The organism is Salipiger pentaromativorans (assembly GCF_024721115.1).
Lineage (GTDB): Bacteria > Pseudomonadota > Alphaproteobacteria > Rhodobacterales > Rhodobacteraceae > Salipiger > Salipiger pentaromativorans.
This window is the reverse complement of record NZ_JAMDHK010000021.1, coordinates 44,811-69,638: the sequence shown is the minus strand read 5'-3', so window position 1 is coordinate 69,638 and position 24,828 is coordinate 44,811. Positions and strand designations below refer to the sequence as shown.

Genomic DNA, 24,828 nt, shown 5'->3' with positions numbered 1-24,828 from the left:
CCCGGGCGGCGACAAGAAGGTGCGACAATAAAGTTTGATCCAGATCAAACGGCTATATGGACGCGCCCCCGGCAACATTCTAAAAGGACAATTGGAAAGAGGGGTGGTCCGCTCATCTTTGAGACCGCCATGGGACGAGACCAACAGGAGGCAGATAATGGCAGACGCCGCCATTCATGGCCACGAACACGAGGACAACCGGGGGTTCTTTACCCGCTGGTTCATGTCCACGAATCACAAGGATATCGGGATTCTCTACCTGATCACCTCGGCGATCGTGGGCCTCATTTCGGTGTGCTTTACCGTTTACATGCGTCTGGAGCTCATGGAGCCCGGCGTGCAGTACATGTGCATGGAAGGGGCGCGGCTGATTCCGACCTCGACCGCGGAATGTACCCCCAACGGCCATCTCTGGAACGTCATGATCACCGGCCACGGGATCCTGATGATGTTCTTCGTGGTGATTCCCGCGCTCTTCGGCGGCTTCGGCAACTACTTCATGCCGTTGCAGATCGGTGCGCCGGACATGGCCTTCCCGCGGATGAACAACCTCTCGTTCTGGCTCTATTTCGCCGGCACCACGCTGGCGGTCTGTTCGGTCTTCGCGCCGGGCGGCAACGGCCAGCTCGGGTCCGGCATCGGCTGGGTGCTCTACCCGCCGCTCTCGACCACCGAAGCGGGCATGTCCACCGACCTCGCGATCTTTGCGGTGCACGTCTCGGGCGCCTCGTCGATCCTGGGCGCGATCAATATGATCACCACCTTCCTGAACATGCGTGCACCGGGCATGACGCTCTTCAAGGTGCCGCTCTTCGCCTGGTCGATCTTCGTCACGTCCTGGCTGATCCTGCTGTCGCTGCCGGTTCTGGCGGGCGCGATCACCATGCTGCTCACCGACCGGAACTTCGGGACGACCTTCTTCGACCCGGCCGGCGGCGGCGATCCGATCCTCTACCAGCACATCCTGTGGTTCTTCGGCCACCCGGAAGTGTATATCGTGATCCTGCCGGGCTTCGGCATTGCCAGCCACGTCATCGCCACCTTCTCGCGCAAGCCGGTCTTCGGCTACCTGCCGATGGTCTGGGCGCTGATCGCCATCGGCGCGCTCGGCTTCGTCGTCTGGGCGCACCACATGTACACCGTGGGCATGTCGCTGACCCAGCAGAGCTATTTCATGCTGGCGACCATGGTCATCGCGGTTCCGACGGGGGTGAAGATCTTCTCCTGGATCGCGACGATGTGGGGCGGCTCGATCGAGTTCAAGACGCCGATGCTCTTCGCGCTCGGCTTCCTGATCCTCTTCACCATCGGCGGCGTGACCGGCATCGTGCTGAGCCAAGCGGGTGTGGACCGCGCCTATCACGACACCTATTATGTCGTGGCGCATTTCCACTACACCATGTCCATGGGGGCGGCCTTCACCATCTTCGCGGGGATCTACTTTTACCTGCCCAAGATGACCGGCAAGATGTACCCGGAGATGCTCGGCAAGCTTCACTTCTGGATGTTCTTCATCGGCGTGAACCTGACCTTCTTCCCGCAGCACTTCCTGGGCCGTCAGGGCATGCCGCGCCGCTACATCGACTATCCGGAGGCCTTCGCCACCTGGAACTTCGTGTCGAGCTGGGGCGCCCTGCTGTCCTTCTCCTCCTTCCTGCTGTTCTTCGGCATCGTGATCTACACGGTCCGCAAAGGCGCTCCCTGCACCGAGAAGAACCCCTGGAACGAGTATGCGGACACGCTGGAATGGACCCTGCCCTCGCCACCGCCGGAGCACACCTTCGAACAGCTCCCCAAGCGTGAGGACTGGGACAAGCAGCACGCCCACTAAGCGCTGCACAGCAAAACACCGAAAAAAGGCCCCGGTTCGTTTCCGGGGCCTTTTTGCATGGGCCGAATGATCCGTCTCGCTTTGCCAACCCGGTACCGCACCGCCCGGCACAAGCGCGCCCTCTCCCTCTCCCTCTCCCTCTCCCTCTCCCTCTCCCTCTCCCTCTCCCTCTCCCTTCAGAGAGGGCGCCTCCTCCAGCGCCGCTCACCCCCCCTCCCTTCATCTTTCTCCAAATACGCACCATTACGCCCGCCACAGACGGGACATCCCACCTCTTGCGCGCCGTCCCAAAACAGGCTGCTATTGCGGCATGAGCCTGCCCGACCGTTTCGCCGTCATCGCCGACATCCATGGCAACGCCGACGCCCTGCGCGCCGTCCTGCGCGACATCGATGCGCAGGAGATCGGCACCGTGCTGCATCTCGGCGACGTGTTCAGCGGCCCGCTTGCAGCGGCGGAGACCTGGGACCTCCTGCGCAGCCGTGCCTTCCCCACCGTGCGCGGCAATCACGACCGCCACCTGATCGAACAGCGCCGGGACGAGATGATGCCCTCCGACCGCACCGCCTTTGACGATCTGCCGCCCGAGGCGCTCGGCTGGCTGCGCGGCCTGCCCATGGTGCTGGAGCTGGGAGAGGCCTTCCTCTGCCACGCCACGCCCGGCGACGACCAGATCTACTGGCTTGAGGACGTGAACACGCAGGGCCAGGTGCTGTCCGCCCCGCGCGCCACCGTTTCCGCCAGGCTGGGAGGCGTCACGCAGACCCTGATCCTCTGCGCCCACACCCATCTGCCGCGCATTGTGCGGCTCGGGGCACAGCTCATCGTCAACCCGGGCAGCGTGGGCTGCCCGGCCTATGACGATCTCCATCCCGTGCCGCATGTGGTCCAGACCGGCACCCCGGACGCCTGCTATGCGGTCCTGACCCGCGCCGGCACGACCTGGCAGGTCACGCACCGGCATGTGCCCTATGACAGCACCCATATGGTCGCGCTGGCCCGCGCCCGGGGGCGCGAAGATTGGGCAACGGCGCTCGCCACGGGCTGGCTTGGCGGATAAATGCAAACCCGCGGCATCTTTACCTTAGACCCCGCCGCGCCAGATGATAAATTCGCGCTGTCATGCCGTATCGTTGGGAAAAACCGAACACCGAGACGAACCGGGCCGAGCTGCATCTCTGGCCCCATCAATCGCTGTCGGCGCATGGCTTCTCGCTCTTCATCCTCAGCTTCTTCCTGCTGGCGCTCATCCCCTTCTTCGGGCTGATCGGCACCACCCTGCTCTGGGGGCTTCTGCCCTTCATGCTGGCGGCGGTGGCGGGGATCTGGTTCGCGATCATGCGCAACAGCCGTGACCGCCGCATCCTCGAAGTCCTGACCCTCGGGCCGGAACGGATGCATCTGATCCGCCACAACCCGCGCGGGCCGGCGCAGGACTGGGAAAGCAACACCTATTGGGTCAAGCTCGCCCTGCACGAGCGCGGCGGGCCAGTCCCCTTCTATGTCACGCTGCAAGGCGGCGGGCGGGAGGTTGAGATCGGCGCGTTTCTGAGCGAAGACGAGCGCAAGGCGCTCTATGCCGAGCTTTCCGACAGGATGCGCATGATCACGCGCGCCTGACGCCACCGTCGAAGGAATCGTCCATGGCTCAGGCCCCCGCGACGCCGAAGTTCAAACGTGCGGCCCTTATGGCGGCAGCGACGCTCAGCCCGTCCCTAGCCGGACGCCTCTCGCCCGCGCCCTCGGAACGCGCGGCGCTGGCGCTCCGCCGCGCCGCGCGCGGGCGCAAGCGCGCGCCGGCGGAGCAGGTGATCTTTCTGGTGCCGCTGGTCGGCCCCCAGCACGTAGGCGACTGGCAGGCGGTCACGCAGCGGCTGGCGGGCACGCTGGAGAGCTTTCGCCGCCAGGAGGGCGCCTGGCAGGCGGTGATCTGCTGTCAGGAGCGACCGCCCCTGCCCGACGATTCCCGGCTGCACTGGCTGCCCTTCACCGATCCGATGCCGGGCAACGACAAATGGCGCAAGCTGGCGGCGCTCTGCGATCATCTGGCCGGAATGGACACCGGCCCGGCCTATGTCATGAGCTTCGATGCCGACGATCTGCTGCGCGAGGGCACGGTCGCCGAAATGCTCGAGCGGCAGGACACGGGCTATCTGGCCGAACGCGGCTATGTCATGGATCACGCCACGCGCGACGTAGCCCTCGCCGGCCCCCGCAGCCTCGCCAACCCGCTGCGCAAACCCTTCTGGAAGCTCTGCGGCTCCTGCGCGGCGGTGTTCCACGATCCCGCGCTGCCGCAAAGCGCCGCCTTCCTGCGCGCCATGACCGGCCACGAGCACCGCATGTTCCCCTATCTCGCGCGATTGGCCGGGCGCAGGCTGGCCCCCTTGCAACAGCCTTCCGTGCTCTATGTGCTGAATCACGGCGAGAATTTCGGGGCGCGGCGCGGGCGCGTGGGCTTCAAGACCCGCTTCGTGCAGCGCTACCCGGCCGATCCGCTGGACTGGGCGCAGGCCGCCGGAGAATTCCCCGCCCCCTGAGCCGCCGCCAAATCTCTTCGAAGAGATTTGCAAGGTCCTTCGAAGGACCTTGCCCCGCTCAACCGCCGGAAGAGAGCCGATCCTTAACCATCGGCCCGACCGCCCCGAAATCCATGCGGCCCTGGTAGCGCGCCTTGAGCACGCCCATCACCCGGCCCATATCGCGGATCGAGCTGGCCCCCACCTCGGCCACAGCGGCATCCAGCGCAGAGGAAATCTCCCCATCGCTCAGAGGCTTGGGCAGGAACTCCTCGATCACCTCGACCTCGGCCAGCTCGCGCTCGGCCAGGTCCAGCCGCCCGCCTTCCTCATAGGTGCGGGCGCTCTCGCGGCGCTGCTTGACCATCTTCCCCAGAATCGCCAGCAGATCGGCTTCCCCGACACCGGCCTCGTTGCCTTCGGCCCGGGCCGCGATGTCGCGATCCTTGAAAGCGGCATTGATCAGCCGCAGTGTCGACAGCCGGTCCGCCGCCTTGTCCTTCATCGCCTGTTTGGTCGCAGACGTGATGCGTTCGCGCAAATCCATTGAAACACTATCCCCAACGCGTTTCCGAAAGCCTACCCTAGCGAATGCCCCGCCTCGGTGCAACTCTGCGCGACGAGACGTCAACCCATTGCTTTCATTGAACTTCTCATTTCAGACAAAGCCTTGACCCTGCCCCGCCCAAACTTTACCTATGGCGCAATTTGCCGCCCGCCCGCTGCCAGAGGAGTCGCGCCCATGTCCCCGAACCCCAAGCCCACCGCCTGCCTCGCCCTTGCCGATGGCACGCTGTTCTATGGCCAGGGCTTCGGCGCCACCGGCCAGACCGAGGCCGAGCTCTGCTTCAACACTGCCATGTCGGGCTATCAGGAGATCATGACCGACCCGTCCTACGCGGGCCAGATCGTGACCTTCACCTTCCCGCATGTGGGCAATGTCGGCGTGAACCCCGAAGATGACGAGACCGCCGATCCGGTGGCCGCGGGCATGGTGGTGAAATGGATGCCCACCGAGCCCAGCAACTGGCGTGCGGCGCAGCGGCTCTCCGACTGGCTGGCGGCGCGCGGGCGCATCGCGGTCGGCGGCATCGACACGCGGCGGCTGACCCGGGCGATCCGGCAATCGGGCGCACCGCATGTGGCGCTGGCGCATGACCCCGAGGGGGTCTTCGACGTCGAAAAGCTGGTGGCCGCCGCCCGCGCCTTCTCCGGGCTCACCGGGCTCGATCTCGCCAAGGACGTGACCTGCGCGCAAAGCTACCGCTGGGACGAGATGCGCTGGGCCTGGCCCGAGGGCTATGTCCGTCAGACCGCGCCGAAGAAGAAGGTCGTCGCCGTGGATTACGGCGCCAAGCGCAACATCCTGCGCTGCCTCGCCTCGGTGGGCTGCGACGTGACCGTGCTGCCCGCCACGGCCACCAAGGACGAAGTGCTGGCGCATGATCCCGACGGCGTCTTCCTGTCGAACGGCCCGGGCGACCCGGCCGCCACCGGCACCTATGCGGTGCCGATGATCAAGGGCATCCTCGACGAGACCGAACTGCCGATCTTCGGCATCTGCCTCGGCCACCAGATGCTGGCGCTGGCGCTTGGCGGCCGGACCGTCAAGATGAACCACGGCCACCATGGCGCCAACCATCCGGTCAAGGAGATCGAGACCGGCAAGGTGGAAATCACCTCGATGAACCATGGCTTCGCCGTCGATGGACAATCGCTGCCCACCGGCGTGATCGAGACCCATGTCTCGCTGTTCGACGGGTCGAACTGCGGCATCCGCATGGCCGACCGCCCGGTGTTCTCGGTTCAGCACCACCCCGAGGCCAGCCCCGGACCGCAGGACAGCTTTTACCTATTCGAACGATTCATGAACTCCATGTGAATCCGCCTGAATCCGCGAAGAATTCTCTGCAACCACCTGATAATTAACCGCCTGTTTACTCTCTTGCCGTGATCTGTCTGCCATCGGGAGGACAGGAGGCGATGATGAGCAGACCAAGCCCCGTGTTCCGCAGCTCGCGGAGCGATCAGGCCGGTTGCGCACGCGGGCGGCCCATCGGGTCGATCCTGATGGAGAACGGAACGCTGCGTCCCAGCGCGGCGGTTCAGGCGCTGACCGAAAGCCGCCGCAGCGGCGCCCCGCTGCCCCAGGTGCTGATTTCCGAAGATCTCGCCAGCCCCGACGCGGTGCTGGAAGCGCAGGCGCTGCATTACGGCGCGATGCGGCTGCACCGCGATCAGCACCCGCCCGATCCGGATCTTGCCGGCCTCATCCCCCCGGAAACCTGCCTGCGGCACGCGGTTCTGCCCTGGCGATGGCTCGGCGACACGCTGGTGTTGGCCACCTCCCGCCCCGAGAGCTTCGAGACCGCCACGCTCGCCCTGCCGGAAAGCTGCGGCAAGGTCGCCATGGCGCTGGCGCTGGAATCCGAGATCCAGGCGGAAATCGCCGCCCGCCATGGCGACGCCATGGCGCGGCGTGCGGAAACCCAGGTTCCGGCAGAGGAAAGCTGCCGTGACATGAACACGCTGACGCCGCTCCGCGCGGTGCTCGGGATCGGGTTCGCCGCCGCCTGCCTGAGCCTGCTGCTGGTCCGCCCGGGGCTGTTCTTTTCCCTCGCCGCCGGTGCCGCGGTGCTGACCCTGTGCTTTGCCCAGGCGATGAAGATCGCGGCCTTCCTGGCGGGCCGCCGCCCCCCGCGCCCCGCCACCGGGGCGCCCGGATACATCCCCGCGATGTCGATCCTGGTGCCGCTCTTCCGCGAGGAAAGCATCGCGCGCGATCTGCTGCGGCGGCTGGCGCGGCTCGAATATCCGCGCGCCTGTCTCGAGGTGCTGCTGATCCTCGAAGCGCGCGATGCCACCACCCGCGCCGCGCTGTCCGGCGTTTCGCTGCCGCCCTGGATGCGCGTGGTCGAGGTGCCCGACGGTCCGGTCACCACCAAGCCGCGCGCGCTGAACTACGCGCTGCGCTTTGCCCGCGGCGAGATCGTCGGCATCTACGACGCCGAGGATTCCCCCGCCTCCGACCAGCTTCTGCGCGTCGCCGGCCATTTCGGACGCGCCCCGCCCGAGGTTGCCTGCCTCCAGGGCATCCTGGATTTCTACAACCCCAAGGCCAATTGGCTGTCGCGCTGTTTCACCATCGAATACGCCACATGGTTCCGCATCCTGCTGCCCGGCCTCGCCCGGCTCGGCTTTGCGGTTCCGCTGGGCGGCACCACCGTCTTCTTCCGCCGCGACGCGCTGGAAAAAGTCGGCGGCTGGGACGCGCATAACGTCACCGAAGACGCCGATCTCGGCATCCGCCTCGCCCGCCACGGCTATGTGACCGAGCTTCTGCCCATCGTCACCCGCGAAGAGGCCAATAACCGATTCTGGCCCTGGATCCGTCAGCGCTCGCGCTGGCTCAAGGGCTACATGATCACCTGGGCCGTGCACATGCGGTCGCCCGCCCGGCTCTGGCGCGATCTGGGGGCGTGGAAATTTCTCGGCGTCCAGCTCATCTTCCTGACCGCGATCCTGCAATTCCTGCTCGCCCCGACGCTATGGGCCTTCTGGCTGGCGCTGGCGGGATGGGAGCCGCCGGTCTTCGCCTATCTCGGCGACACGCAGACCCGGGTGCTGTTCTGGGGGTTCCTCGGCGCCGAGGCGGTCTCGCTGCTGATCGGTGTCGCCGCGGTCTCGCGCAGCCCGCATGGCGGGCTGCTGCCCTGGGTGCCAACGTTGTTTCTCTATTTCCCGCTCGGCACGGTCGCCGCCTACAAGGCGGCGTGGGAGATGATCTTCCGCCCGTTCTTCTGGGACAAGACCGCACATGGCAAATCGGCCCCCGACCATGCCGGCGCCGAAATTCCCGCCGACGAGCCGCCCTGAGAGCTCAGTCCACCTTGCGGCTGTCAAGCTTCAGCCGGGTCACGAAGGCCACCGAGATATGATCGCGCAGCGCCTTGTAGGCGGCATCCTCGTCGCGCCGGGCGATGGCATCGACAATCGCCTTGTGTTCGGCGAGCGCGATCTCGCCCCGGCCCTGCGCCGCCAGCGAGGTGGTGGCCATCAGCGCCATGGAGCGGTGCACCAGATCGAGCTGCTGCACCAGAAACCGGTTGTGCGAGGCGAGATGGATCATCTTGTGAAACCGCCGGTTCGCCCGCGCCAGCGCCGAGGGATCGTTCAGAAGCGCCCGGTCCTCGCTCACCATGTCGCGCAGCACCTGGATCTCTTCCTCGGTGGCATGCCGCGCGGCCAGCCGCGCCGCCAGCCCCTCCAGCTCGGTGCGCACCACGTAAAGCTCGGCCATCTGGTTGTGATCCAGCGAGGCCACGATCAGCGAGCGCCCGTCGCGGGTCAGCAGCGATTGCGTCTCGAGCCGCTGCAACGCCTCGCGGATCGGCGTGCGCGACACGCCGAAACGCTCGGCCAGCTCGCTTTCCACCAGCCGGTCGCCGGGGCGGTAAACCCCGGAATCGATCGCCTCCAGGATCAGCGTATAGGCATCCTTGTTGGGCGTCCGGATCTGGTTCATGCGTTTCTCCTCGCTCGATCCGAACCACGATAGCGCCAGCACGCACGCCGGATCAATGCGCCCATTGCCGCAAGTCGCGCGCAAGCCTAGGGTCGCGCCATGGTAAAAGATCATTTCTCGCATGTGCGGCACTGGGTGTTCGATCTCGACAACACGCTGTACCCGCCCGCCGCCCGGCTCTTCGACCAGATCGAACGCCGGATGACCGATTTTGTCATGCGCAGCCTCGGCGTCGATCATGGCGAGGCCGACCGGCTGCGCAAACACTACTGGCACGCCCATGGCACCACGCTGGCCGGGCTCATGGCCGAACACAGGATCGACCCCGACGCCTATCTCGAAGAGGTGCACGACATCTCTTTCGACGCGCTGGTCCCCGATCCGCATCTGGCCGAGCTGATCGCCGGGCTGCCGGGGCGCAAGATCGTCTATACCAATGGCAGCGCGCCCTATGCGGCGCAGGTGCTGAAGGCGCGTGGACTCGATGCCGCCTTCGATGCGATCTACGGCGTGGAACACGCGGGCTATCGTCCGAAACCCGAGGCAGGCGCGTTTCGCGCGGTCTTTGCGCGCGACGGCACCGACCCGAAAACGGCGGCGATGTTCGAGGACGATCCCCGCAACCTCGCGGCGCCCCACGCCATGGGGATGCGCACCGTGCATGTGGCCCCGGAGCGTGGCAAGGGCGCACATATCGAGCATCACACCGACGACCTCGCCCAATTTCTCGGCAAGCTCGGCTGAGACCCGCCGCATTTCGCACATGCGGCAATCTGCCCAAATGATACCCGGCTCGTGCGACATTATTTCCCTGTGAGGCATACCGAAAAAATCCTATCCCGGCCTCATCCAATAAGGAGATATGAATATGAGCATGAATGAAGCGACTACGACCGACCTTGCCACCGAACGCTCGGGCGGGATGAGCATCGAGGCAAAGATCTTTGCCGGTCTGGCCGTCTTCCTCGCCGTGGTGATCGCCGCGACCGTGACCTGGGGTCCGGTCGGCCTGGCGATGTGTGCGCTGGCCTGTGTGCCGGTCTGCTACGCGGCGATCATCCTGATCACCATCGGCAAGTAAGCCGCATGGCATCCCGCTCGCAGCTCGCCTAGAAAGGGGGCAAAGGAGAGCGGTCATGGATTACGACATTCTCATCTCGGGCGGCGGCATCGCGGGTTTGACCGCGGCCGCCGCTTTTGGATCCGCCGGGTTCTCGGTGCTCTGCGTCGATCCGGCCCCGCCGGTGACAGAACGCGACGCCGATGGTGCCGATCTGCGCAGCACCGCCTTCCTGCAACCGGCGCAGCAGTTTCTCGATGAGGCCGGGCTCTGGGCGCGGCTGGCGGATCATGCGATGCCGCTCCAGGTGATGCGCATCGTGGATGCGGGCGGCGACCGGCCCGAACCGCGCGTGACCCGCGATTTCGACGCCACCGACATCTCCGAAAAGCCCTTTGGCTGGAACCTGCCCAACTGGCTGCTGCGCCGAGAGCTTGCGGCACATCTGCACGCGATGCCCGGGGTCGATTTCCGCCCCGGCACCGCCACCACCACGCTCTTCACCCGCGAGGCCTATGCCAAGGTCGGGCTCACCGAGGGCGGCCCGGTGCAGGTGCGGCTGGTGATCGCAGCGGACGGGCGCAACTCGCCGATGCGACAGGCGGCGGGGATCGGGGTCAAGACCACCCGCTTCGGCCAAAAGGCACTGGCCTTCGCCGTCACCCACCCGGTGCCGCATGGCAATGTCTCGACCGAGATCCACCGCACCGGCGGCCCGTTCACGCTGGTGCCGCTGCCGGACTATCAGGGGCTCCCCTCTTCGGCGGTGGTGTGGATGGAAGAAGGGCCAAAAGCACAAGAGCTTCTGGCGCTCGATGTGCCCGCGTTCGAGGCGGCGATGTCCGAGCGCTCCTGCCATCTCTTCGGCCCGCTGACGCTGGCCTCGCGCCGCACGATCTGGCCGATCATCGCGCAGCACGCGGAAACGCTCTATGGCGAGCGGCTGGCGCTGGTGGCCGAGGCCGCGCATGTGGTGCCGCCGATCGGCGCGCAAGGGCTGAACATGTCGCTCAACGATATGCGGGCGCTGCACGAGCTGGCGGTGGCCGCGCCCGAGCGGCTCGGGGACCGGGCGATGCTGGAGAGCTATCACCGCAAGCGCATCCTCGACATACGCGCCCGGGTGGCAGGGATCACACTGCTCAACAAGACATCGATGCTGTCCGCCCCGCCGCTGCGCGATGCACGCGCCAAGGCGCTGGATGCACTCTACGGCATCAAGCCGGTGCGCAAGACGCTGATGCAACTCGGTTTGGGCGCGCGCGGCTAAGGCGCCCCCCGCGCCGGAGGTGATCCGCGGCCTCGCCGGCCCCGTTGGGACGACGTGACAGGTGGGCAGATTGCCCACCCTACGGCGGGGCACATGGTAGGGTGGGCAATCTGCCCACCTTCCTGGGCCCCTCACATCACCTGATCGAGCACCGCCTCCAGCCGTGCCACGGTGCCGTCCACGTCCTTCAGCTTGTCGAGCCCGAACAGCCCCAGCCGGAAGGTCGAGAACCCGGCGGGCTCGTCGCATTGCAGCGGCACCCCGGCGGCGATCTGCGTGCCTTTCGCCGCAAAGGCCCGGCCCGACTGCAACTCGGGATCGGCGGTATAGCTCACCACCACCCCCGGCGCGCCGAAGCCTTGCGCCGCCACCGAGGAGATGCCGCGCGCCGCCAGCAGCGCGCGCACCTTCTCGCCCAGCTCCCATTGCGCCGCCTTGGCCGCGTCAAAGCCCATCTCCTGCGTCTCGACCATGGCGTCTCGGAACATGCGCAGCCCGTCGGTCGGCATCGTGGCGTGATAGGCATGCCCCCCCGCCTCGTAGGCCGCCATGATCTGCTGCCATTTCTTCAGATCCATCGCGAAGGAGTTCGACACCGTCTCCTCCATCCGCGCCATCGCCCGGTCCGACAGCATCACCAACCCCGCGCAGGGCGTCGCCGACCAACCCTTCTGCGGCGCCGAAATCAGCACATCGACGCCGGTGTCCTTCATATCCACCCAGACGCAGCCCGAGGCGATGCAATCGAGCACCATCAGCGCGCCCACCTCATGCGCCGCCGCCGCCATCGCCGCGATATAGGCGTCGGGCAGGATCACCCCGGCGCTGGTTTCCACATGCGGCGCAAAGACGATCTGCGGCGCCTCGCGGCGGATCGTCTCGACCACCTCCTCGATGGGGGCAGGCGCAAAGGGCGCGGTGGGCTCGTTGCCGGTCTGGCGTGCCTTCATCACCGTGACCTCGCCGCCGAACCCGCCGGCCTCGAAGATCTGCGACCAGCGGAACGAGAACCAGCCATTGCGCACCACCAGCGCCTTGGCGCCCTGGCCGAACTGCCGCGCCACCGCCTCCATGCCGAACGTGCCGCCGCCCGGCACCAGCGCCACCGCATCGGCGCCATAGACCTCGCGCAGCATCCCCGAGATGTCGCGCATCACCTGCTGAAAGGCGGCCGACATGTGGTTCAGCGACCGGTCGGTGAAGACGACCGAAAATTCCTCAAGCCCGTTGGGGTCGACATCGTCGCGCAGCGGCATGGCACTCTCCATCTTTGTCCGGTCCTATCGCTACCCTGTCGTGGCCCGACACGCAAAGCCCCCAATGGTCGCGCCCGGTCACAACGGGCCCGGCCGGCGCTCCTCGCTCAACATCACGTTCGCCTCGACATTGCCGACCCCGGGCAGCGTCATGATCCGCCGACGCAGCACCCGCTCGAAATCCGGCAGGTCGCGCGCGGCGACGCGCAACCGGTAGTCGAAGGCGCCCAGCACATGCTCGACGATCTGCACCTCTGGAATGGCGCTCACCGCGCGCTCGAAATCCTCCAGGCTGACGCGTCCCTTGGTGGCCAGCTTGATGCCCAAGAACACCGTCACCCCGAATCCCAGCCGCTCGAGATCCAGATCCAGCCGCGCGCCCCGGAACACCCCCGCCGACCGCAGCCGCTGGATGCGCCGCCAGCAGGCCGGCTGCGACAGGCCGAACCGCCGCCCCAAAGCGCCCGCGCTGGCCTGCGCATCCTCCCCCAGCGCCCGGATCAGCGCCAGGTCGGTCTCGTCCAGCACCATTCCCGCCCCGGTCACAGCGGCACCGTCTCGTCGGATTTCACCAGCGCCACATGCATCAGCGCCTCCACATCGGCGATATGCGGCAGGGTCAGCAGCCTTTCGCGATAAAGGCTTTGGTAATGCGCCAGATCCCGCGCGATCACCGCCAGCCGCACGTCGATGGAGCCCAGAAAGGTCTGGATCTCGATCACCTCCGGCACCTCCCGCGCCGCTGCGATGAACTCGTCGAAGGCGCGCGGCGCGGTCTTGTCCAGCGTCACCCGCAGGCTGACCTCCACCTCATAGCCCAGCGCCGGCCAGTGGATCACCCCGCGCACGCCTTTCAGCACCCCGCTCCCGCGCATGGCCGCCAGCCGCCGCGCCAGCGTCGAAGGCGTCACCCCCGCGCGCGCCGCCAGTTCCGCCGAGGGCGCCTCGGGTGTCGCCTGATATTGCCGGAGAATGCGCCTGTCCGTATCGTCAAGCATGATTTCACCGCATTTATAGCATAGAACGAATGATCTTTCTTCTCTTTTCCAAATACGCACGCAAAACGCAACCACTCTCGCCGTGCCGGGGCTAGGGTGCGCCCCATAACAACAGCAAAACACTCCCAAGGAAGGACGAGAAAGATGCGCGTCTATTACGATCGCGATTGCGACATCAACCTCATCAAGGACAAGAAAGTGGCGATCCTGGGCTACGGCTCGCAGGGCCACGCCCACGCGCTGAACCTGCGCGACAGCGGCGCCAAGAACCTGGTCGTCGCTCTGCGCGAAGGCTCCGCCTCGGCCAAGAAGGCCGAAGCCGAGGGTCTCCAGGTCATGGGCATCGCCGAAGCCGCCGCCTGGTGCGACCTGATCATGTTCACCATGCCCGACGAGCTTCAGGCCGAGACCTACAAGAAATACGTGCACGACAACCTGAAGGAAGGCGCCGCCATCGCCTTCGCCCACGGCCTGAACGTGCATTTCGGCCTGATCGAGCCGAAGCCCGGCGTCGATGTCATCATGATGGCGCCCAAGGGCCCCGGCCACACCGTGCGCGGCGAATACACCAAAGGCGGCGGCGTGCCCTGCCTGGTGGCCGTGAACAACGACGCCACCGGCAAGGCGCTGGAGCTGGGCCTCAGCTATTGCTCGGCCATCGGCGGCGGCCGCTCGGGCATCATCGAGACCAATTTCCGCGAGGAATGCGAAACCGACCTCTTCGGCGAACAGGCCGTGCTCTGCGGCGGTCTGGTCGAGCTGATCCGCTGCGGCTTCGAAACGCTGGTCGAGGCGGGCTATGCCCCCGAGATGGCCTATTTCGAATGTCTGCACGAGGTGAAGCTGATCGTCGATCTGATCTATGAAGGCGGCATCGCCAACATGGATTACTCGATCTCCAACACCGCCGAATACGGCCAGTATGTCACCGGCCCGCGCATCCTGCCCTACGAGCAGACCAAAGCCGCGATGAAAGCCGTTCTGACCGACATCCAGCAGGGCAAGTTCGTCCGCGACTTCATGCTGGAAAACGCCGTGGGCCAGCCCACCATCAAGGCGTCGCGCCGTGCCAATGACGAGCATCTGATCGAAGCCACCGGCGAAAAGCTGCGCGGTATGATGCCGTGGATCTCGGCCGGCAAGATGGTCGATAAATCCAAGAACTGATCCGGAGTCTTCTCCGTCAGACCCGAGCCCGCGCCGCCCCGGCGCGGGCTTTTTCATGCCACGTTTTGATCCGCGCGAGGCGGATTACAGCGCCTCGCCCTGCTTCAGCCGGATCGCCGCGTCGATCTGCGGTGCCGTGGTGCACCATTCCTCGCCCTTGGCCAGCCAGATCGCGTCACGCAGCTCGGCGCGCACGGTGATCCGGTCGGGCGACACATCCACGCGCTCCTGCGGCAGCAGCGACAGGAAAAAAAACAGCGCTTGTGAAGTCAGGCACATCGGAAGCCTCCTTTCGTCAAACCGTCCTCCCGCGCACCAGCCTGCCCCGGATCCCGCAGGGTTTCAGCCCATTTTGCTGCACCGCAGCAAAATCCGCGTCGCGATTGGCGGATGTGATGAAATCCTGTGCGCCCGCGCCCGGTCGCTCAGAACAGGAGTCCCCAGAGGAGCGGCAGCAGCAATGCCGTCGCCAGTGCGTTCAGCCCCATGGCCAGCCCGGCGAAGGCGCCCGCGGTCTCGTTCACCTGCAATGCCCGCGCGGTGCCGATGCCATGGCTCGCCGTGCCGATGGCCAGCCCGCGCGCGCGCCAGTCCGTCACCCCGACAAGCGTCAGCACCATCGGGCCGATCATCGCCCCCAGAATGCCCGTCACGATCACCAGAACGGCGGTCAGCGAGGGCACGCCACCCAACTCCTCGGCAATCGCCATGGCCACCGGCGCGGTGACCGATTTCGGCGCGATGGAGGCCAGCACCTCCACGCTTCCGCCCGCCACCCGCGCGATCCCCACCGCCGTCAGGATCGCGGTCAGCGAACCGCAGAGCAGGCTGACGGTGATCGCCAGCGCCGAGCGGCGCACCAGCCGCCACTGCCGGTAAAGCGGCACTGCCAGCGAAACGGTCGCCGGGCCCAGCAGGAAATGCACGAATTGCGCGCCCTCGAAATAGGTGGCGTAATCGGTCTTGGTGGCCAGCAGCACGACCACCACAAGGATCACCGCCCCCAGCACCGGGTTCAGCAGTGGATTGCGCCCGCCCTTCTCGAAAAGCCACGAAGACGCCTGGAAGGCCACCAGCGTCAGCGTGAGATGGAACAGCGGCGAGGCGCTGAGATAGACCCAGGTTTCCTGTAGGTTATCCATCCGCCCGCTCCCGGCTCAGCCAGCTCATGACCAGTCCGGTCACCGCGATGGTCGCCACCGTGCTGATCAAGAGTCCCAGCCCCAGCGGCAGCAGCGCCTCGCCCAGAAGGCGGAAATGCAGCATCACACCGGTGCCCGCCGGCACAAAGAGCAGCGACATGGCTTTCTGAAGCCCGCCCGCGCTTTGCGACAGCCCCTCGGGCACTGCCCCCCGCAGGGCGAGAAAGACGAAGAGCAGCACCATGCCCAGCACCGGACCGGGCACCGGCCAGGCCAGGGCGCCGACGACAAGCTCGCCCAGAAGCTGGCAAAGAAAGATCAGGGTGAGATAGCCGAGCATAGACGCCCCCTTTGAGACTGAGCCCCAAGGTAAGCCCCGCCCGCCGCCACGGATCAAGCGGCAAATCCCCGGCAGGGTGCGCAGACGGCCTCCGGCCTGTGCAGGGGCGCGGATTGAGGTGTTATATTGTAACCCCCATCTGGACGCGATGACCCAGTATGACATCACCCAGCGCGAGGGGCTGCCCAACGATCTGCAAACCCTCCTCCGGGACCTCCCACGCGATGGCTGGGAGGCACACCCGAATTTCGCCCGCGCCACCCGCAACTGGATGGGCGCGCATCAGAAGTTCCGCGCCCTCGGCACCGCGCTTCAGGGCGACGCCGAAGATTTCCTCGACACGCGGATACCGGAAGAGCGCTATGCCGAGCGCCTTGCCCATGGCGGCCACGCGCTGGTGCAGCACCTGCATGGCCACCACGCCTGGGAGGATCACCGCTTCTTCCCCGAACTGGAGGCGGTCGACCCGCGCTTTGCACGCGGGCTGGAGATGCTGGAGAGCGATCACGTCGCGCTCGACGGGCTGCTTGACACGCTCACCCGTCAGGGCAACCGCGTGGTGCAGCTTGCCACGCTCGCGCCGGCGCAGATGGGCGAAGAGGCACGACCGCTGCGCGACACGCTCGAGCGGCTGAACCGGTTTCTCCTGCGGCATCTGACCGATGAGGAAGACCTCGTGGTGCCCATCCTGCTGCACCACAAGCTGCGCGGCTAGGAGCCGGCCGGGGGCGTCACAGCGTCCCCGGCTGCGACGTCATAAAGCGCGCGCGCCGCCAGGATGTCGGGGACATGCGCCACCGACCAGTCGAGCATATGCACCAGCAGCCGGGCGAATTCCCGGCCCAGCGGGGTCAGTTCGTATTCCACGCGCGGAGGCACCACCGGAAACACCTCGCGCTGTAGCATCCCGTCGCGTTCCAGCCCGCGCAGGGTTTGCGTCAGCATTTTCGGCGAGACGCCTTCGAGCAGCTTTTGCAATTCGGAAAACCGCATCCGCCCCCGGCGCCCCAGCGCCATGACCACAAGATAGAGCCATTTGTTGCTCAGCGCCTCCAGCACCGTATGCGACGGGCAGGTGCGGCGGAACATGTCGTAGGAGATGAAGCCCTTACTTTCCATGAGGTAACTCTATATCCGATTGGTGCATACTTCACAATAGATAGTGACATCCCAGATGGTAGCGTGGCACAGCGAAGGAGACATGCCATGCAGATCATCGAACAGACCGAGACCGGCGCGCCGGAGGTGCTGCGGCTGCGCGAGACCGAAACGCCCGTTCCCGGACCGGCGGAGCTGCGCATCCGCGTGGCGGCGGCGGGGGTGAACCCGGTCGATGCCTTTGTCCGCGCGGGCGCGGTCCCGATGCTGGGCGCGCCGCCCTTCCGCATCGGCTGGGATGTGGCGGGCTACGTGACCGCGAAGGGGGACGAGGTGCGCGGCATCGCCCTGGGCGACCGGGTCATGGGGCTGCTGCGCTTTCCGGCCCAGGCCGGCGCCTATGCCGAAGAGGTGCTCGCCCCGGCGGCGGAAATCGCCCATGTGCCCGACAGGATGGACGATCTTCAGGCCGGCGCCCTGCCGCTGGCCGGGCTGACCGCCTGGCAGGCGCTGATGCGGCACGGGCATCTTCGGCCCGGCCAGAAGGTTCTGATACACGCGGCGGCGGGCGGTGTCGGCCATATCGCGGTCCAGATCGCAAAAGCCTTTGGCGCCGAGGTCTGGGCCACCGCCAGCGCCGGCAAACACGCGGCGGTGCGCGCGCTGGGGGCCGATCATCTCATCGACTACCGGACGGAGGATTTCACCGATCACGGCCCCTTCGACCTCATCCTCGACCACGCGGGGGGCGCGCATGTGCTGCGCTCGCTCGACGCGCTGCGCCCCGGCGGCCATGTCACCACCCTGCTGGAGCCCGCCCCCGAGGCTGTCGCGCGGGCAGAGGCCGCGGGCAAGTCGCTGGTCCGGATGATCGTCACGCCCGACCGGGCCGGGCTCGTCTCGCTTGGCGAGTTGGCCGCCGAGGGAAAGCTCGATGTGCTGGTGGCGCAGCGCTTTGCGCTGGCCGACGCCGCAAAGGCCCACCACGCGCTGGAAAGCCGGCCGGTCGGAAAGATCGTGCTCACCCCCTGAGCGGCTCCCGCAACGAAAAAGGCCCGGGCAACGCGCCCGGGCCGATCCTTTGCAAAGCGAGCCTGGGGCTTATTCCCAGCAGCTCACCTTCACGGTGATGTCGGTGGCCTCGGCGGTCAGGTCTTCCGGCGCCATCGCCCCCTCGCCCCGCGTCTCGGCGCTTTGCACGCCCGCGCGCGTCAGAAACGCCCGGAGCGCCTCGGCATCGGCGGCAAAGGCCACATCGCCGGGCAGCGTCTGGCCGCTCTCGGGCTTGGGCAGCAGCATCCCCAGCACCGCCCCGCCGGCATCCAGAACCGGGCCGCCGGCGTCACCGGGCTGCGCCGCAAGCGCCAGCCGTTCCAGCTCGGTTTCGCCCGCCAGTCCCTTCATGTCCTCCAGCGAGCCGAAGGTCAGCGTCGGGGCGCTCAGCACCCCGCCGAAAGGATAGCCGGCCACTGCGATCTCGGATTTCAGCCGGGGCGTATCGCCCCGGAACGCCGCCACCCGGCGCGGCGCCAGCGCCGTGTCGGGGCGCAGCACCGCAACGCCCAGCGCCGCGTCGCTGGCGGCGACCGTCGCTTCATAGACATCGTCCAGCGTGATCCGCCCGCAGGAGGCCACCGCCTCGGCGGCGGTCACCACCGTGCCGGCGTCGGTGACGAAAAAGCCCGAGACCGTCGCCTTGGGTTGCCGGATCTTCATCCCCGAGACCAGATCGACCGCCTGCCCGGCGTCGCTGACCTCTGCCGGGTCCAGCACCGCGTCCGAGGTGCTGAACGAGGCGTTCATCAGGGCGAGCACCCGCTCGCGCCGCTCTTCGTCGCCCGCAGGCCAGATCAGCGTATAGCCCTTGATCTGCCCGTCGCGCAGCGTCACCTCGGTGTGGCTGGCGATCCGGGCATTGCTGCCGGTCAGGGTAAACCCATCGCGGCGCCGCTCGCGCGGGCCCTCCAGCGGCACGATCTCGAGCGTCTGCATGATCTCGTACAGCCCGCCCAGCGTCTGCCGGTCGCCGGGCTGGCTGATCAGCAGCACCTGCGCCGCCAGATCGCCCGTCGGCTCGTAGATCGCAAAGGGCGCTTCGTAGCGGTCGAAGGTCACGGCACCCAGCGGCAGTTCGATGGAAATCCCGGCGCGGACATCGGTGACCGGGGTCATCTCCATGCCCTCCAGCACCGCGTTATACTGCTTGAGCAGCGCCGCGCGCTGCAAACTGGTCAGCACGCCGGTGGTCTCGTAGCCATTGGCCGACTGCCAGTCCGCCATCGCCGCCCGCGTGCCGCGCCCGAAAGCGCCGTCGATACCGGCGTTATAGACACCCGCCCATTTCAGGGCGACCTGCAACATCTCGCGCTGTCCCCGGGTCAGCGCGGCCTCGCTCGCGCGGGCCTCGCGCGGGGTTTCGTCCAGCACTTCGGGCTCCGCCGGAACGACCGGCAGCTCTGCGGTCTGTGCCGGCGCCTCGGCTGCGGGCGCCTCGGGCACGGGCAGCGGCACCGGCTGCACGGCGGTCAGCCCCGCGCCCACGGGCCAGAACTGATCACGATATTCGGTCGATGCGGCGAGATAGGAATCGCGCGGAATGCGCCCGTCCCGGCGCAGCTCGCGCAGCAGCGGCCCCGCATCCTCGGGTGCATAAGGGCCAAGCGCGATGCCGTACCAGCCGGCGCCCAGCGAAAACCCGTTTACATCCTCCAGCGTACCGGCATAGCCGCGCAGAGCTTCCTCGGCCTGCGTCAGACTCGGCTGCGCCTCGATCTGGATATAGACCAGATCCTGCCCCGACGTTTGTGCAGCCGCTCCGCCCGCGATCAGCAGAGCTGTCGCGCTCACCATGAGAAAAGATCGAAACATACCTGTGCTTGCCCCTCAGGCCCTGAAATTCTTGTTTGTCTGCCAGACTGTTTACCAGACCCGACCGCGCCGTCACCTCAAAATATGGTCAGCCCCGAGATTGACCCCCGCGCCCGTGACGCATAATCAGTGCCCACCACGCAGACAGGGCAGATCCGATGACCGAGACCAGCATCAAACCGCGGAGTTTTCAGGAGATCATCCTGCGGCTGCAGACCTATTGGGCGGCCAAGGGCTGCGCCGTGCTGCAGCCCTATGACATGGAGGTCGGCGCCGGCACCTTCCACCCGGCCACCACCCTGCGCGCGCTGGGATCGAAGCCCTGGGCGGCGGCCTATGTGCAGCCCTCGCGCCGCCCGACCGACGGGCGCTATGGCGAAAACCCCAACCGTCTGCAGCACTACTATCAATTCCAGGTGCTGATCAAACCCTCGCCGCCCGACCTTCAGGCGCTCTATCTCGGCTCGCTCGAAGCCATCGGCATCGACATGTCCGTACATGACGTGCGCTTCGTCGAGGACGATTGGGAAAGCCCGACCCTGGGGGCCTGGGGCCTCGGCTGGGAGGTCTGGTGCGACGGGATGGAAGTCTCGCAATTCACGTATTTTCAACAGGTTGGCGGACATGACTGCACGCCGGTTTCAGGCGAGCTGACCTATGGGCTCGAACGGCTGGCGATGTATGTGCTTGGCATCGACCACGTCATGGACATGCCCTTCAACGATCCGCAGACGCCCATCGCGCTCACCTATGGAGACGTGTTCCGGCAAACCGAGCAGGAATATTCGCGCTGGAATTTCGACGTGGCCGACACCGGGATGCTGCTGAAGCATTTCGAGGATGCCGAGGCGGAATGCACCCGCATCCTCGATGCGGCCCCCGAGGACCCGAAGACCGGCAAGCGCATCGTGATGGCACACCCCGCCTACGACCAATGCATCAAGGCCAGCCATCTCTTCAACCTGCTCGACGCGCGGGGGGTGATCTCGGTCACCGAGCGACAGGCCTATATCGGCCGGGTGCGGGCGCTGGCCAAGCGTTGCGCTGACGCATTTGTGATGACCGAAGCCGGAGGCTATGCCGCTTGAAGCGGCATATCTCAGGCCAGACCGGGCAGAAGCTGCTTCAGCCCGCTTGCGATCATCTCGACCGCGATGGCCGCGAGGATCATGCCCATGAGGCGGATCATCACCACCCGCAGCGTGTGCGACAGATAATGCCCGATCTTCGCGGCAAAGAACATCACCAGCCCCAGCGCGATCAGCACCCCCGCGAGGCCGGCCGCGATGGCAAGATACTCGGGCCAGGCCCGCGCCTGCCCGGTGAAGACGACGATCGTTGTGATCGTACCCGGCCCCACCAGCATGGGAAAGCTCAGCGGATAGAAGGACGGATCGCTCTCGGGATCCTGCCCCGCCTTCTCGGCACGGGTGCCGTGATGCGCGCTGCCGGCGCTGCCATTCAGCATGCCCAGCCCGATGATCATCAGCACCAGCCCGCCAGCGACTCGGAAATCGTCCACGCTGATGCCGAAGAATCCCAGGATCGCCGGCCCGCCAAAGGCCACCACCGCGCAGAGGATGGCGCTGTAGACCACCGTCATCAGCGCCGCCCGGCGCTGCTGCGCCAGATCCATCCCGTCGGTGAGGCTCAGAAACACCGGCAGGTTCACAAACGGGTTCATGATCGCAAAGATCGCCCCGAGAAACTTGATCAGAAACGCCGTGTCCATGCCATGCCCCGTGCCGCCGCCTCCGGCCTATCACGGGCGGATCGCATGGCAAAGCCCGCGGCGCGGACAGGAGAGCCAGCATGAGCGGCAAGATCCTCGCCATCTTCATCGTCGCAACCGCCCTGATTTTCGGGGCCGGCGTCTATTACTTCCAGGTCTTCTATTATTACACCAAGGTCGCCGACGATGCCGGCGAGGTGGCGCTCACCCCGCTGGGCGGCGGCGCGCCGCAGCACATTGCCTACACCGACTTTCAGGGCATCGACGCCAGCAGCTCGCCGATCCGCTTCCGCGGCTGTTTCTCCACGCCGGAACGACCGCAAGCGCTCGACGAGCGTTTCGAGCGCTACGAGGGCGCCGAGCCGCGGAACGCGCCCTTCTGGTTCCGCTGCTTCGACGCCGAAGCCATCGGTCGCCAGATCGAGACCGGCGAGGCGCATGTCTACACCGCACAGCGCAATATCGAATACGGCATCGACCGGGTGATCGCGGTCACCGGCGACGGCCAGGGCTATATCTGGGAAGAGATCAACGAATGCGGCGACAAGGCCTATGACGGCACGCCGCTGGGCGAGGACTGCCCGCCACGCGAGTGATCTCTCCGCTCCCCCCCAAGCCCCCCTTCTTCTCTTTGCAAATACGCCCCCTGCGCCCTCTCCGCCAGCGGCAGCTCTGGACGCCGCGCCGCAGGCCCGTTATCCCCCAAGCGACCCAAGCTATGGTGAGACCATGCCCGACCTTCTGATCGAACTCTTTTCCGAGGAAATCCCCGCCCGCATGCAGGCGCGTGCCGCCGAGGATCTGAAAAAGCTCGTCACCGACGGTCTGGTGGAGAACGGTCTGACCTATGCCGGGGCCGCCGGTTTCTCGACCCCCCGCCGCCTGACGCTGACGGTCCAGGGCCTGCTGGCCGCCTCCCCCGCCACAAGCGAAGAACGCCGCGGGCCGCGCATTGACGCGCCCGAAAAGGCCATCGAAGGCTTCCTGCGCGGCGCCGGCGTGACCCGCGAGCAATGCGAAGAGCGCGAAGACAAGAAGGGCACCTTCCTCTACGCCGTGATCGAAAAGCCGGGCCGCCCCGCCGCCGAGATCGTGGCCGAGGTGCTGGAATCCACCATCCGCAATTTCCCCTGGCCGAAATCCATGCGCTGGGGGGCCGGGGCGCTGCGCTGGGTGCGCCCGCTGCACCGCATCCTCTGCCTTCTCACCTCCGAGACCGGGGACGAGGTCGTGCCGCTGGACATCGACGGCATCAAGGCCGACCGCATCACCGAGGGCCACCGCTTCATGGGCGACGGCGCCTTCGATGTGACCTCCTTCGAGGATTACGAGACCCGGCTGAAGCGCTCCAAGGTGATCCTCTCGCCGGAAGAACGCGCCGAAACCATCTGGCATGACGCGACAAATCGGGCCTTCGCCCGCGGACTGGAGGTGGTCGAGGACCGCGGTCTGCTCGCCGAAGTGGCGGGGCTCGTGGAATGGCCGGTGGTTCTGATGGGCGAAATCGGCGAGGATTTCCTCGGCCTGCCGCCCGAAGTTCTGCAAACCTCAATGAAAGAGCACCAAAAGTTCTTTTCAGTCAAGAATCCCGGCTCCGGGCGGATCGAACGTTTCGTTACGGTTGCAAATGTGGAAACCTCGGATGACGGCGCGACCATCCTCGCGGGCAATCAGAAGGTGCTTTCCGCACGGCTTTCGGACGCAAAGTTCTTTTGGGAGAACGATTTGCGCGTGGCAACGCAGGACGGGCTCGAAGCCTGGACCGCAAAACTCGGGAATGTCACCTTTCATCACAAGCTGGGCTCGCAGCGCGACCGGATCGAGCGCATCGCCGCGCTGGCGCGCGAGATCGCGCCGGCGGTCGGCGCCGACCCGGCGCTCACCGAACAGGCCGCCCGCGTCGCCAAGGCCGATCTCAGCTCGGAGATGGTCTATGAATTCCCGGAACTTCAGGGACTTATGGGCCGTTATTACGCCGAGGCCGCCGGCCTTCCCGGTGAGGTCGCTGCCGCCTGCCAGGACCATTACTCGCCGCTCGGCCCCTCCGACGACGTGCCCTCGGAACCGGTCTCGGTGGCCGTCGCCCTGGCCGACAAGCTCGACACGCTGACCGGGTTCTGGGCCATCGACGAAAAACCCACCGGCTCGAAAGACCCCTATGCGCTGCGCCGCGCCGCGCTGGGGGTGATCCGGCTGGTGCTGGCCAACGATCTCCGCCTGCCGCTCGACCGCTTTGTCGATGCCCAGATCCTGCGCCACAAGCGCCACTTGAACGGCGAGGCCAGCAAGGCCGATCTGGCCGCGATCGACGCGCTGGTGGACGAGATCGCCGATCACGGCGTGTTTGGTGCCGCGTTCCACGCGCTGCTCGACAAGCTGCATGGCAAGGATCCCGCGCAGGAAGGCTCGCTGTTCCGCACCGTGGCCGGGCTGGTGCCGGATCTCTCGACCGACCTGCTGGCCTTCTTCCACGACCGGCTCAAGGTGCACCTGCGCGAAGAGGGCCTGCGGCACGATGTGATCGACGCCTGTCTCGCCATGCCCGGCGCCGACGACATCCGCCTGCTGGTGGCCCGCGCCGAGGCGCTCTCGGCCTTCCTGGGCACCGATGACGGCACCAATCTCGTGCAGGGCTTCAAGCGCGCCAACAATATTCTCACCCAAGCCGAGGAAAAGGACGGGGTCGAATACAGCTATGGCGCCGACCCGAAATTCGCCGAAAGCGCCGAAGAAACCGCATTGTTCACCGCGCTGGACGCGGCCGAGGCACAGATCGGCCCGGCCATGAGTGCCGAGGATTTCGCCGCCGCCATGGGCGCCATGGCCGAACTGCGCGGCCCCATCGACGCCTTCTTCGAAGCGGTTCAGGTGAATGCCGAGAACGCGGTGGTGCGCCGCAACCGGCTGAACCTGCTGTCGCGCATCCGGGCCACCTGCCTTCAGGTCGCCGACCTGACCAAGCTCGAAGGCTGACGACTGCGGGGAAAACCGTTCTGAGGCAAGGGGTTGACCGGTCAGATTG

At 66.5% G+C, this 24,828-nt stretch carries 26 protein-coding genes; 15 read left to right on the top strand and 11 right to left on the bottom strand.

The genetic code is table 11. The features are described 5' to 3' along the window. Nucleotides 1–157 precede the first annotated feature (157 nt). The 4 genes from ctaD to M4578_RS23085 all read left to right on the top strand — a co-directional run bounded on the left by ctaD (nt 158) and on the right by M4578_RS23085 (nt 4,371). Nucleotides 158–1,831 (top strand): cytochrome c oxidase subunit I, encoded by a 1,674-nt coding sequence (gene ctaD, locus M4578_RS23100; protein ID WP_258095501.1) that lies wholly within the window; start codon nt 158–160, stop codon nt 1,829–1,831. A 310-nt stretch (nt 1,832–2,141) separates the two neighbouring features. Further along, nucleotides 2,142–2,891 carry a metallophosphoesterase family protein gene (locus M4578_RS23095; RefSeq protein WP_258095500.1) on the top strand — a complete coding sequence of 250 codons (750 nt, stop codon included), beginning with the start codon at nt 2,142–2,144 and terminating at the stop codon, nt 2,889–2,891. A 62-nt stretch (nt 2,892–2,953) separates the two neighbouring features. Further along, complete coding sequence (locus M4578_RS23090) at nt 2,954–3,451, top strand: DUF2244 domain-containing protein (protein ID WP_258095499.1); 498 nt, start codon at nt 2,954–2,956, stop codon at nt 3,449–3,451. 23 nt (nt 3,452–3,474) lie between these two features. Further along, complete coding sequence (locus tag M4578_RS23085) at nt 3,475–4,371, top strand: hypothetical protein (RefSeq protein WP_258095498.1); 897 nt, start codon at nt 3,475–3,477, stop codon at nt 4,369–4,371. 58 nt (nt 4,372–4,429) lie between these two features. On the opposite strand, the gene M4578_RS23080 is transcribed toward M4578_RS23085, so the two are convergent. Continuing rightward, nucleotides 4,430–4,897 carry a GatB/YqeY domain-containing protein gene (locus tag M4578_RS23080; protein WP_258095497.1) on the bottom strand — a complete coding sequence of 156 codons (468 nt, stop codon included), beginning with the start codon at nt 4,895–4,897 and terminating at the stop codon, nt 4,430–4,432. 195 nt (nt 4,898–5,092) lie between these two features. Between M4578_RS23080 and carA the strand changes: the two genes are divergently transcribed. Next, a complete protein-coding gene (carA, locus tag M4578_RS23075) occupies nt 5,093–6,232 on the top strand; it encodes a glutamine-hydrolyzing carbamoyl-phosphate synthase small subunit (protein ID WP_258095496.1) in 1,140 nt (379 codons plus the stop codon). A gap of 104 nt (nt 6,233–6,336) precedes the next feature. Further along, nucleotides 6,337–8,226, top strand: a complete 1,890-nt coding sequence (locus tag M4578_RS23070) for a glycosyltransferase family 2 protein (RefSeq protein ID WP_258095495.1) — start codon at nt 6,337–6,339, stop codon at nt 8,224–8,226. A 4-nt stretch (nt 8,227–8,230) separates the two neighbouring features. Here M4578_RS23070 and M4578_RS23065 read toward each other — a convergent pair whose 3' ends face one another. Continuing rightward, nucleotides 8,231–8,875 carry a GntR family transcriptional regulator gene (locus M4578_RS23065; protein ID WP_258095494.1) on the bottom strand — a complete coding sequence of 215 codons (645 nt, stop codon included), beginning with the start codon at nt 8,873–8,875 and terminating at the stop codon, nt 8,231–8,233. A gap of 99 nt (nt 8,876–8,974) precedes the next feature. Here M4578_RS23065 and M4578_RS23060 point away from each other — a divergent pair, with 99 nt between their 5' ends. The 3 genes from M4578_RS23060 (at nt 8,975) to M4578_RS23050 (ending at nt 11,205) form a co-directional block, all read left to right on the top strand. After that, a complete protein-coding gene (locus M4578_RS23060) occupies nt 8,975–9,619 on the top strand; it encodes a pyrimidine 5'-nucleotidase (RefSeq protein WP_258095493.1) in 645 nt (214 codons plus the stop codon). A 124-nt stretch (nt 9,620–9,743) separates the two neighbouring features. After that, nucleotides 9,744–9,956, top strand: coding sequence for a hypothetical protein (locus M4578_RS23055; protein ID WP_258095492.1), 213 nt, complete (start codon nt 9,744–9,746; stop codon nt 9,954–9,956). Between the two features lie 55 nt (nt 9,957–10,011). After that, nucleotides 10,012–11,205: a UbiH/UbiF family hydroxylase gene (locus tag M4578_RS23050; protein WP_258095491.1), complete on the top strand. Its 1,194-nt coding sequence runs from the start codon at nt 10,012–10,014 to the stop codon at nt 11,203–11,205. 131 nt (nt 11,206–11,336) lie between these two features. Here the strand turns inward: M4578_RS23050 and M4578_RS23045 are convergent, their stop codons facing one another. The 3 genes from M4578_RS23045 to M4578_RS23035 form a co-directional block, all read right to left on the bottom strand. Next, on the bottom strand, nt 11,337–12,461 hold the full coding sequence (locus M4578_RS23045; protein WP_258095509.1) for an aminotransferase class V-fold PLP-dependent enzyme: 1,125 nt from the start codon (nt 12,459–12,461) through the stop codon (nt 11,337–11,339). Nucleotides 12,462–12,539: 78 nt separating this feature from the next. Then, nucleotides 12,540–12,992: an Lrp/AsnC family transcriptional regulator gene (locus M4578_RS23040; RefSeq protein WP_258095508.1), complete on the bottom strand. Its 453-nt coding sequence runs from the start codon at nt 12,990–12,992 to the stop codon at nt 12,540–12,542. 11 nt (nt 12,993–13,003) lie between these two features. Further along, nucleotides 13,004–13,459 carry an Lrp/AsnC family transcriptional regulator gene (locus M4578_RS23035; protein WP_258095490.1) on the bottom strand — a complete coding sequence of 152 codons (456 nt, stop codon included), beginning with the start codon at nt 13,457–13,459 and terminating at the stop codon, nt 13,004–13,006. A gap of 144 nt (nt 13,460–13,603) precedes the next feature. On the opposite strand from M4578_RS23035, the gene ilvC reads away from it, so the two are divergent. Continuing rightward, nucleotides 13,604–14,626 (top strand): ketol-acid reductoisomerase, encoded by a 1,023-nt coding sequence (gene ilvC, locus M4578_RS23030; protein WP_258095489.1) that lies wholly within the window; start codon nt 13,604–13,606, stop codon nt 14,624–14,626. A gap of 84 nt (nt 14,627–14,710) precedes the next feature. Here the strand turns inward: ilvC and M4578_RS23025 are convergent, their stop codons facing one another. The 3 genes from M4578_RS23025 to M4578_RS23015 all read right to left on the bottom strand — a co-directional run bounded on the left by M4578_RS23025 (nt 14,711) and on the right by M4578_RS23015 (nt 16,108). Next, nucleotides 14,711–14,905 (bottom strand): hypothetical protein, encoded by a 195-nt coding sequence (locus M4578_RS23025; RefSeq protein WP_258095488.1) that lies wholly within the window; start codon nt 14,903–14,905, stop codon nt 14,711–14,713. A 146-nt stretch (nt 14,906–15,051) separates the two neighbouring features. Further along, nucleotides 15,052–15,768, bottom strand: coding sequence for an LrgB family protein (locus M4578_RS23020; RefSeq protein WP_258095487.1), 717 nt, complete (start codon nt 15,766–15,768; stop codon nt 15,052–15,054). Then, nucleotides 15,761–16,108 carry a CidA/LrgA family protein gene (locus M4578_RS23015; protein WP_258095486.1) on the bottom strand — a complete coding sequence of 116 codons (348 nt, stop codon included), beginning with the start codon at nt 16,106–16,108 and terminating at the stop codon, nt 15,761–15,763. The genes M4578_RS23020 and M4578_RS23015 overlap by 8 nt, the downstream gene beginning before the upstream one ends. Before the next feature lie 148 nt (nt 16,109–16,256). Here M4578_RS23015 and M4578_RS23010 point away from each other — a divergent pair, with 148 nt between their 5' ends. Then, complete coding sequence (locus M4578_RS23010; RefSeq protein ID WP_258095485.1) at nt 16,257–16,823, top strand: hemerythrin domain-containing protein; 567 nt, start codon at nt 16,257–16,259, stop codon at nt 16,821–16,823. On the opposite strand, the gene M4578_RS23005 is transcribed toward M4578_RS23010, so the two are convergent. After that, nucleotides 16,820–17,227: a winged helix-turn-helix transcriptional regulator gene (locus M4578_RS23005; protein WP_258095484.1), complete on the bottom strand. Its 408-nt coding sequence runs from the start codon at nt 17,225–17,227 to the stop codon at nt 16,820–16,822. The genes M4578_RS23010 and M4578_RS23005 overlap by 4 nt on opposite strands. A gap of 87 nt (nt 17,228–17,314) precedes the next feature. Between M4578_RS23005 and M4578_RS23000 the strand changes: the two genes are divergently transcribed. Further along, a complete protein-coding gene (locus M4578_RS23000; RefSeq protein ID WP_258095483.1) occupies nt 17,315–18,238 on the top strand; it encodes a quinone oxidoreductase family protein in 924 nt (307 codons plus the stop codon). Nucleotides 18,239–18,307: 69 nt separating this feature from the next. Here the strand turns inward: M4578_RS23000 and M4578_RS22995 are convergent, their stop codons facing one another. Then, a complete protein-coding gene (locus M4578_RS22995) occupies nt 18,308–20,074 on the bottom strand; it encodes a serine protease (protein WP_258095482.1) in 1,767 nt (588 codons plus the stop codon). A 158-nt stretch (nt 20,075–20,232) separates the two neighbouring features. Here M4578_RS22995 and M4578_RS22990 point away from each other — a divergent pair, with 158 nt between their 5' ends. Further along, nucleotides 20,233–21,162 carry a glycine--tRNA ligase subunit alpha gene (locus M4578_RS22990; RefSeq protein WP_258095481.1) on the top strand — a complete coding sequence of 310 codons (930 nt, stop codon included), beginning with the start codon at nt 20,233–20,235 and terminating at the stop codon, nt 21,160–21,162. A gap of 11 nt (nt 21,163–21,173) precedes the next feature. On the opposite strand, the gene M4578_RS22985 is transcribed toward M4578_RS22990, so the two are convergent. Then, complete coding sequence (locus M4578_RS22985) at nt 21,174–21,806, bottom strand: MarC family protein (protein ID WP_258095480.1); 633 nt, start codon at nt 21,804–21,806, stop codon at nt 21,174–21,176. A gap of 80 nt (nt 21,807–21,886) precedes the next feature. Here M4578_RS22985 and M4578_RS22980 point away from each other — a divergent pair, with 80 nt between their 5' ends. Then, nucleotides 21,887–22,402, top strand: a complete 516-nt coding sequence (locus M4578_RS22980) for a DUF6446 family protein (RefSeq protein WP_258095479.1) — start codon at nt 21,887–21,889, stop codon at nt 22,400–22,402. Between the two features lie 133 nt (nt 22,403–22,535). After that, the gene (glyS, locus tag M4578_RS22975) at nt 22,536–24,779 is read left to right on the top strand and encodes a glycine--tRNA ligase subunit beta (RefSeq protein ID WP_258095478.1); all 2,244 of its coding nucleotides are present in this window, start codon (nt 22,536–22,538) and stop codon (nt 24,777–24,779) included. The last annotated feature ends 49 nt before the right edge of the window (nt 24,780–24,828 follow it).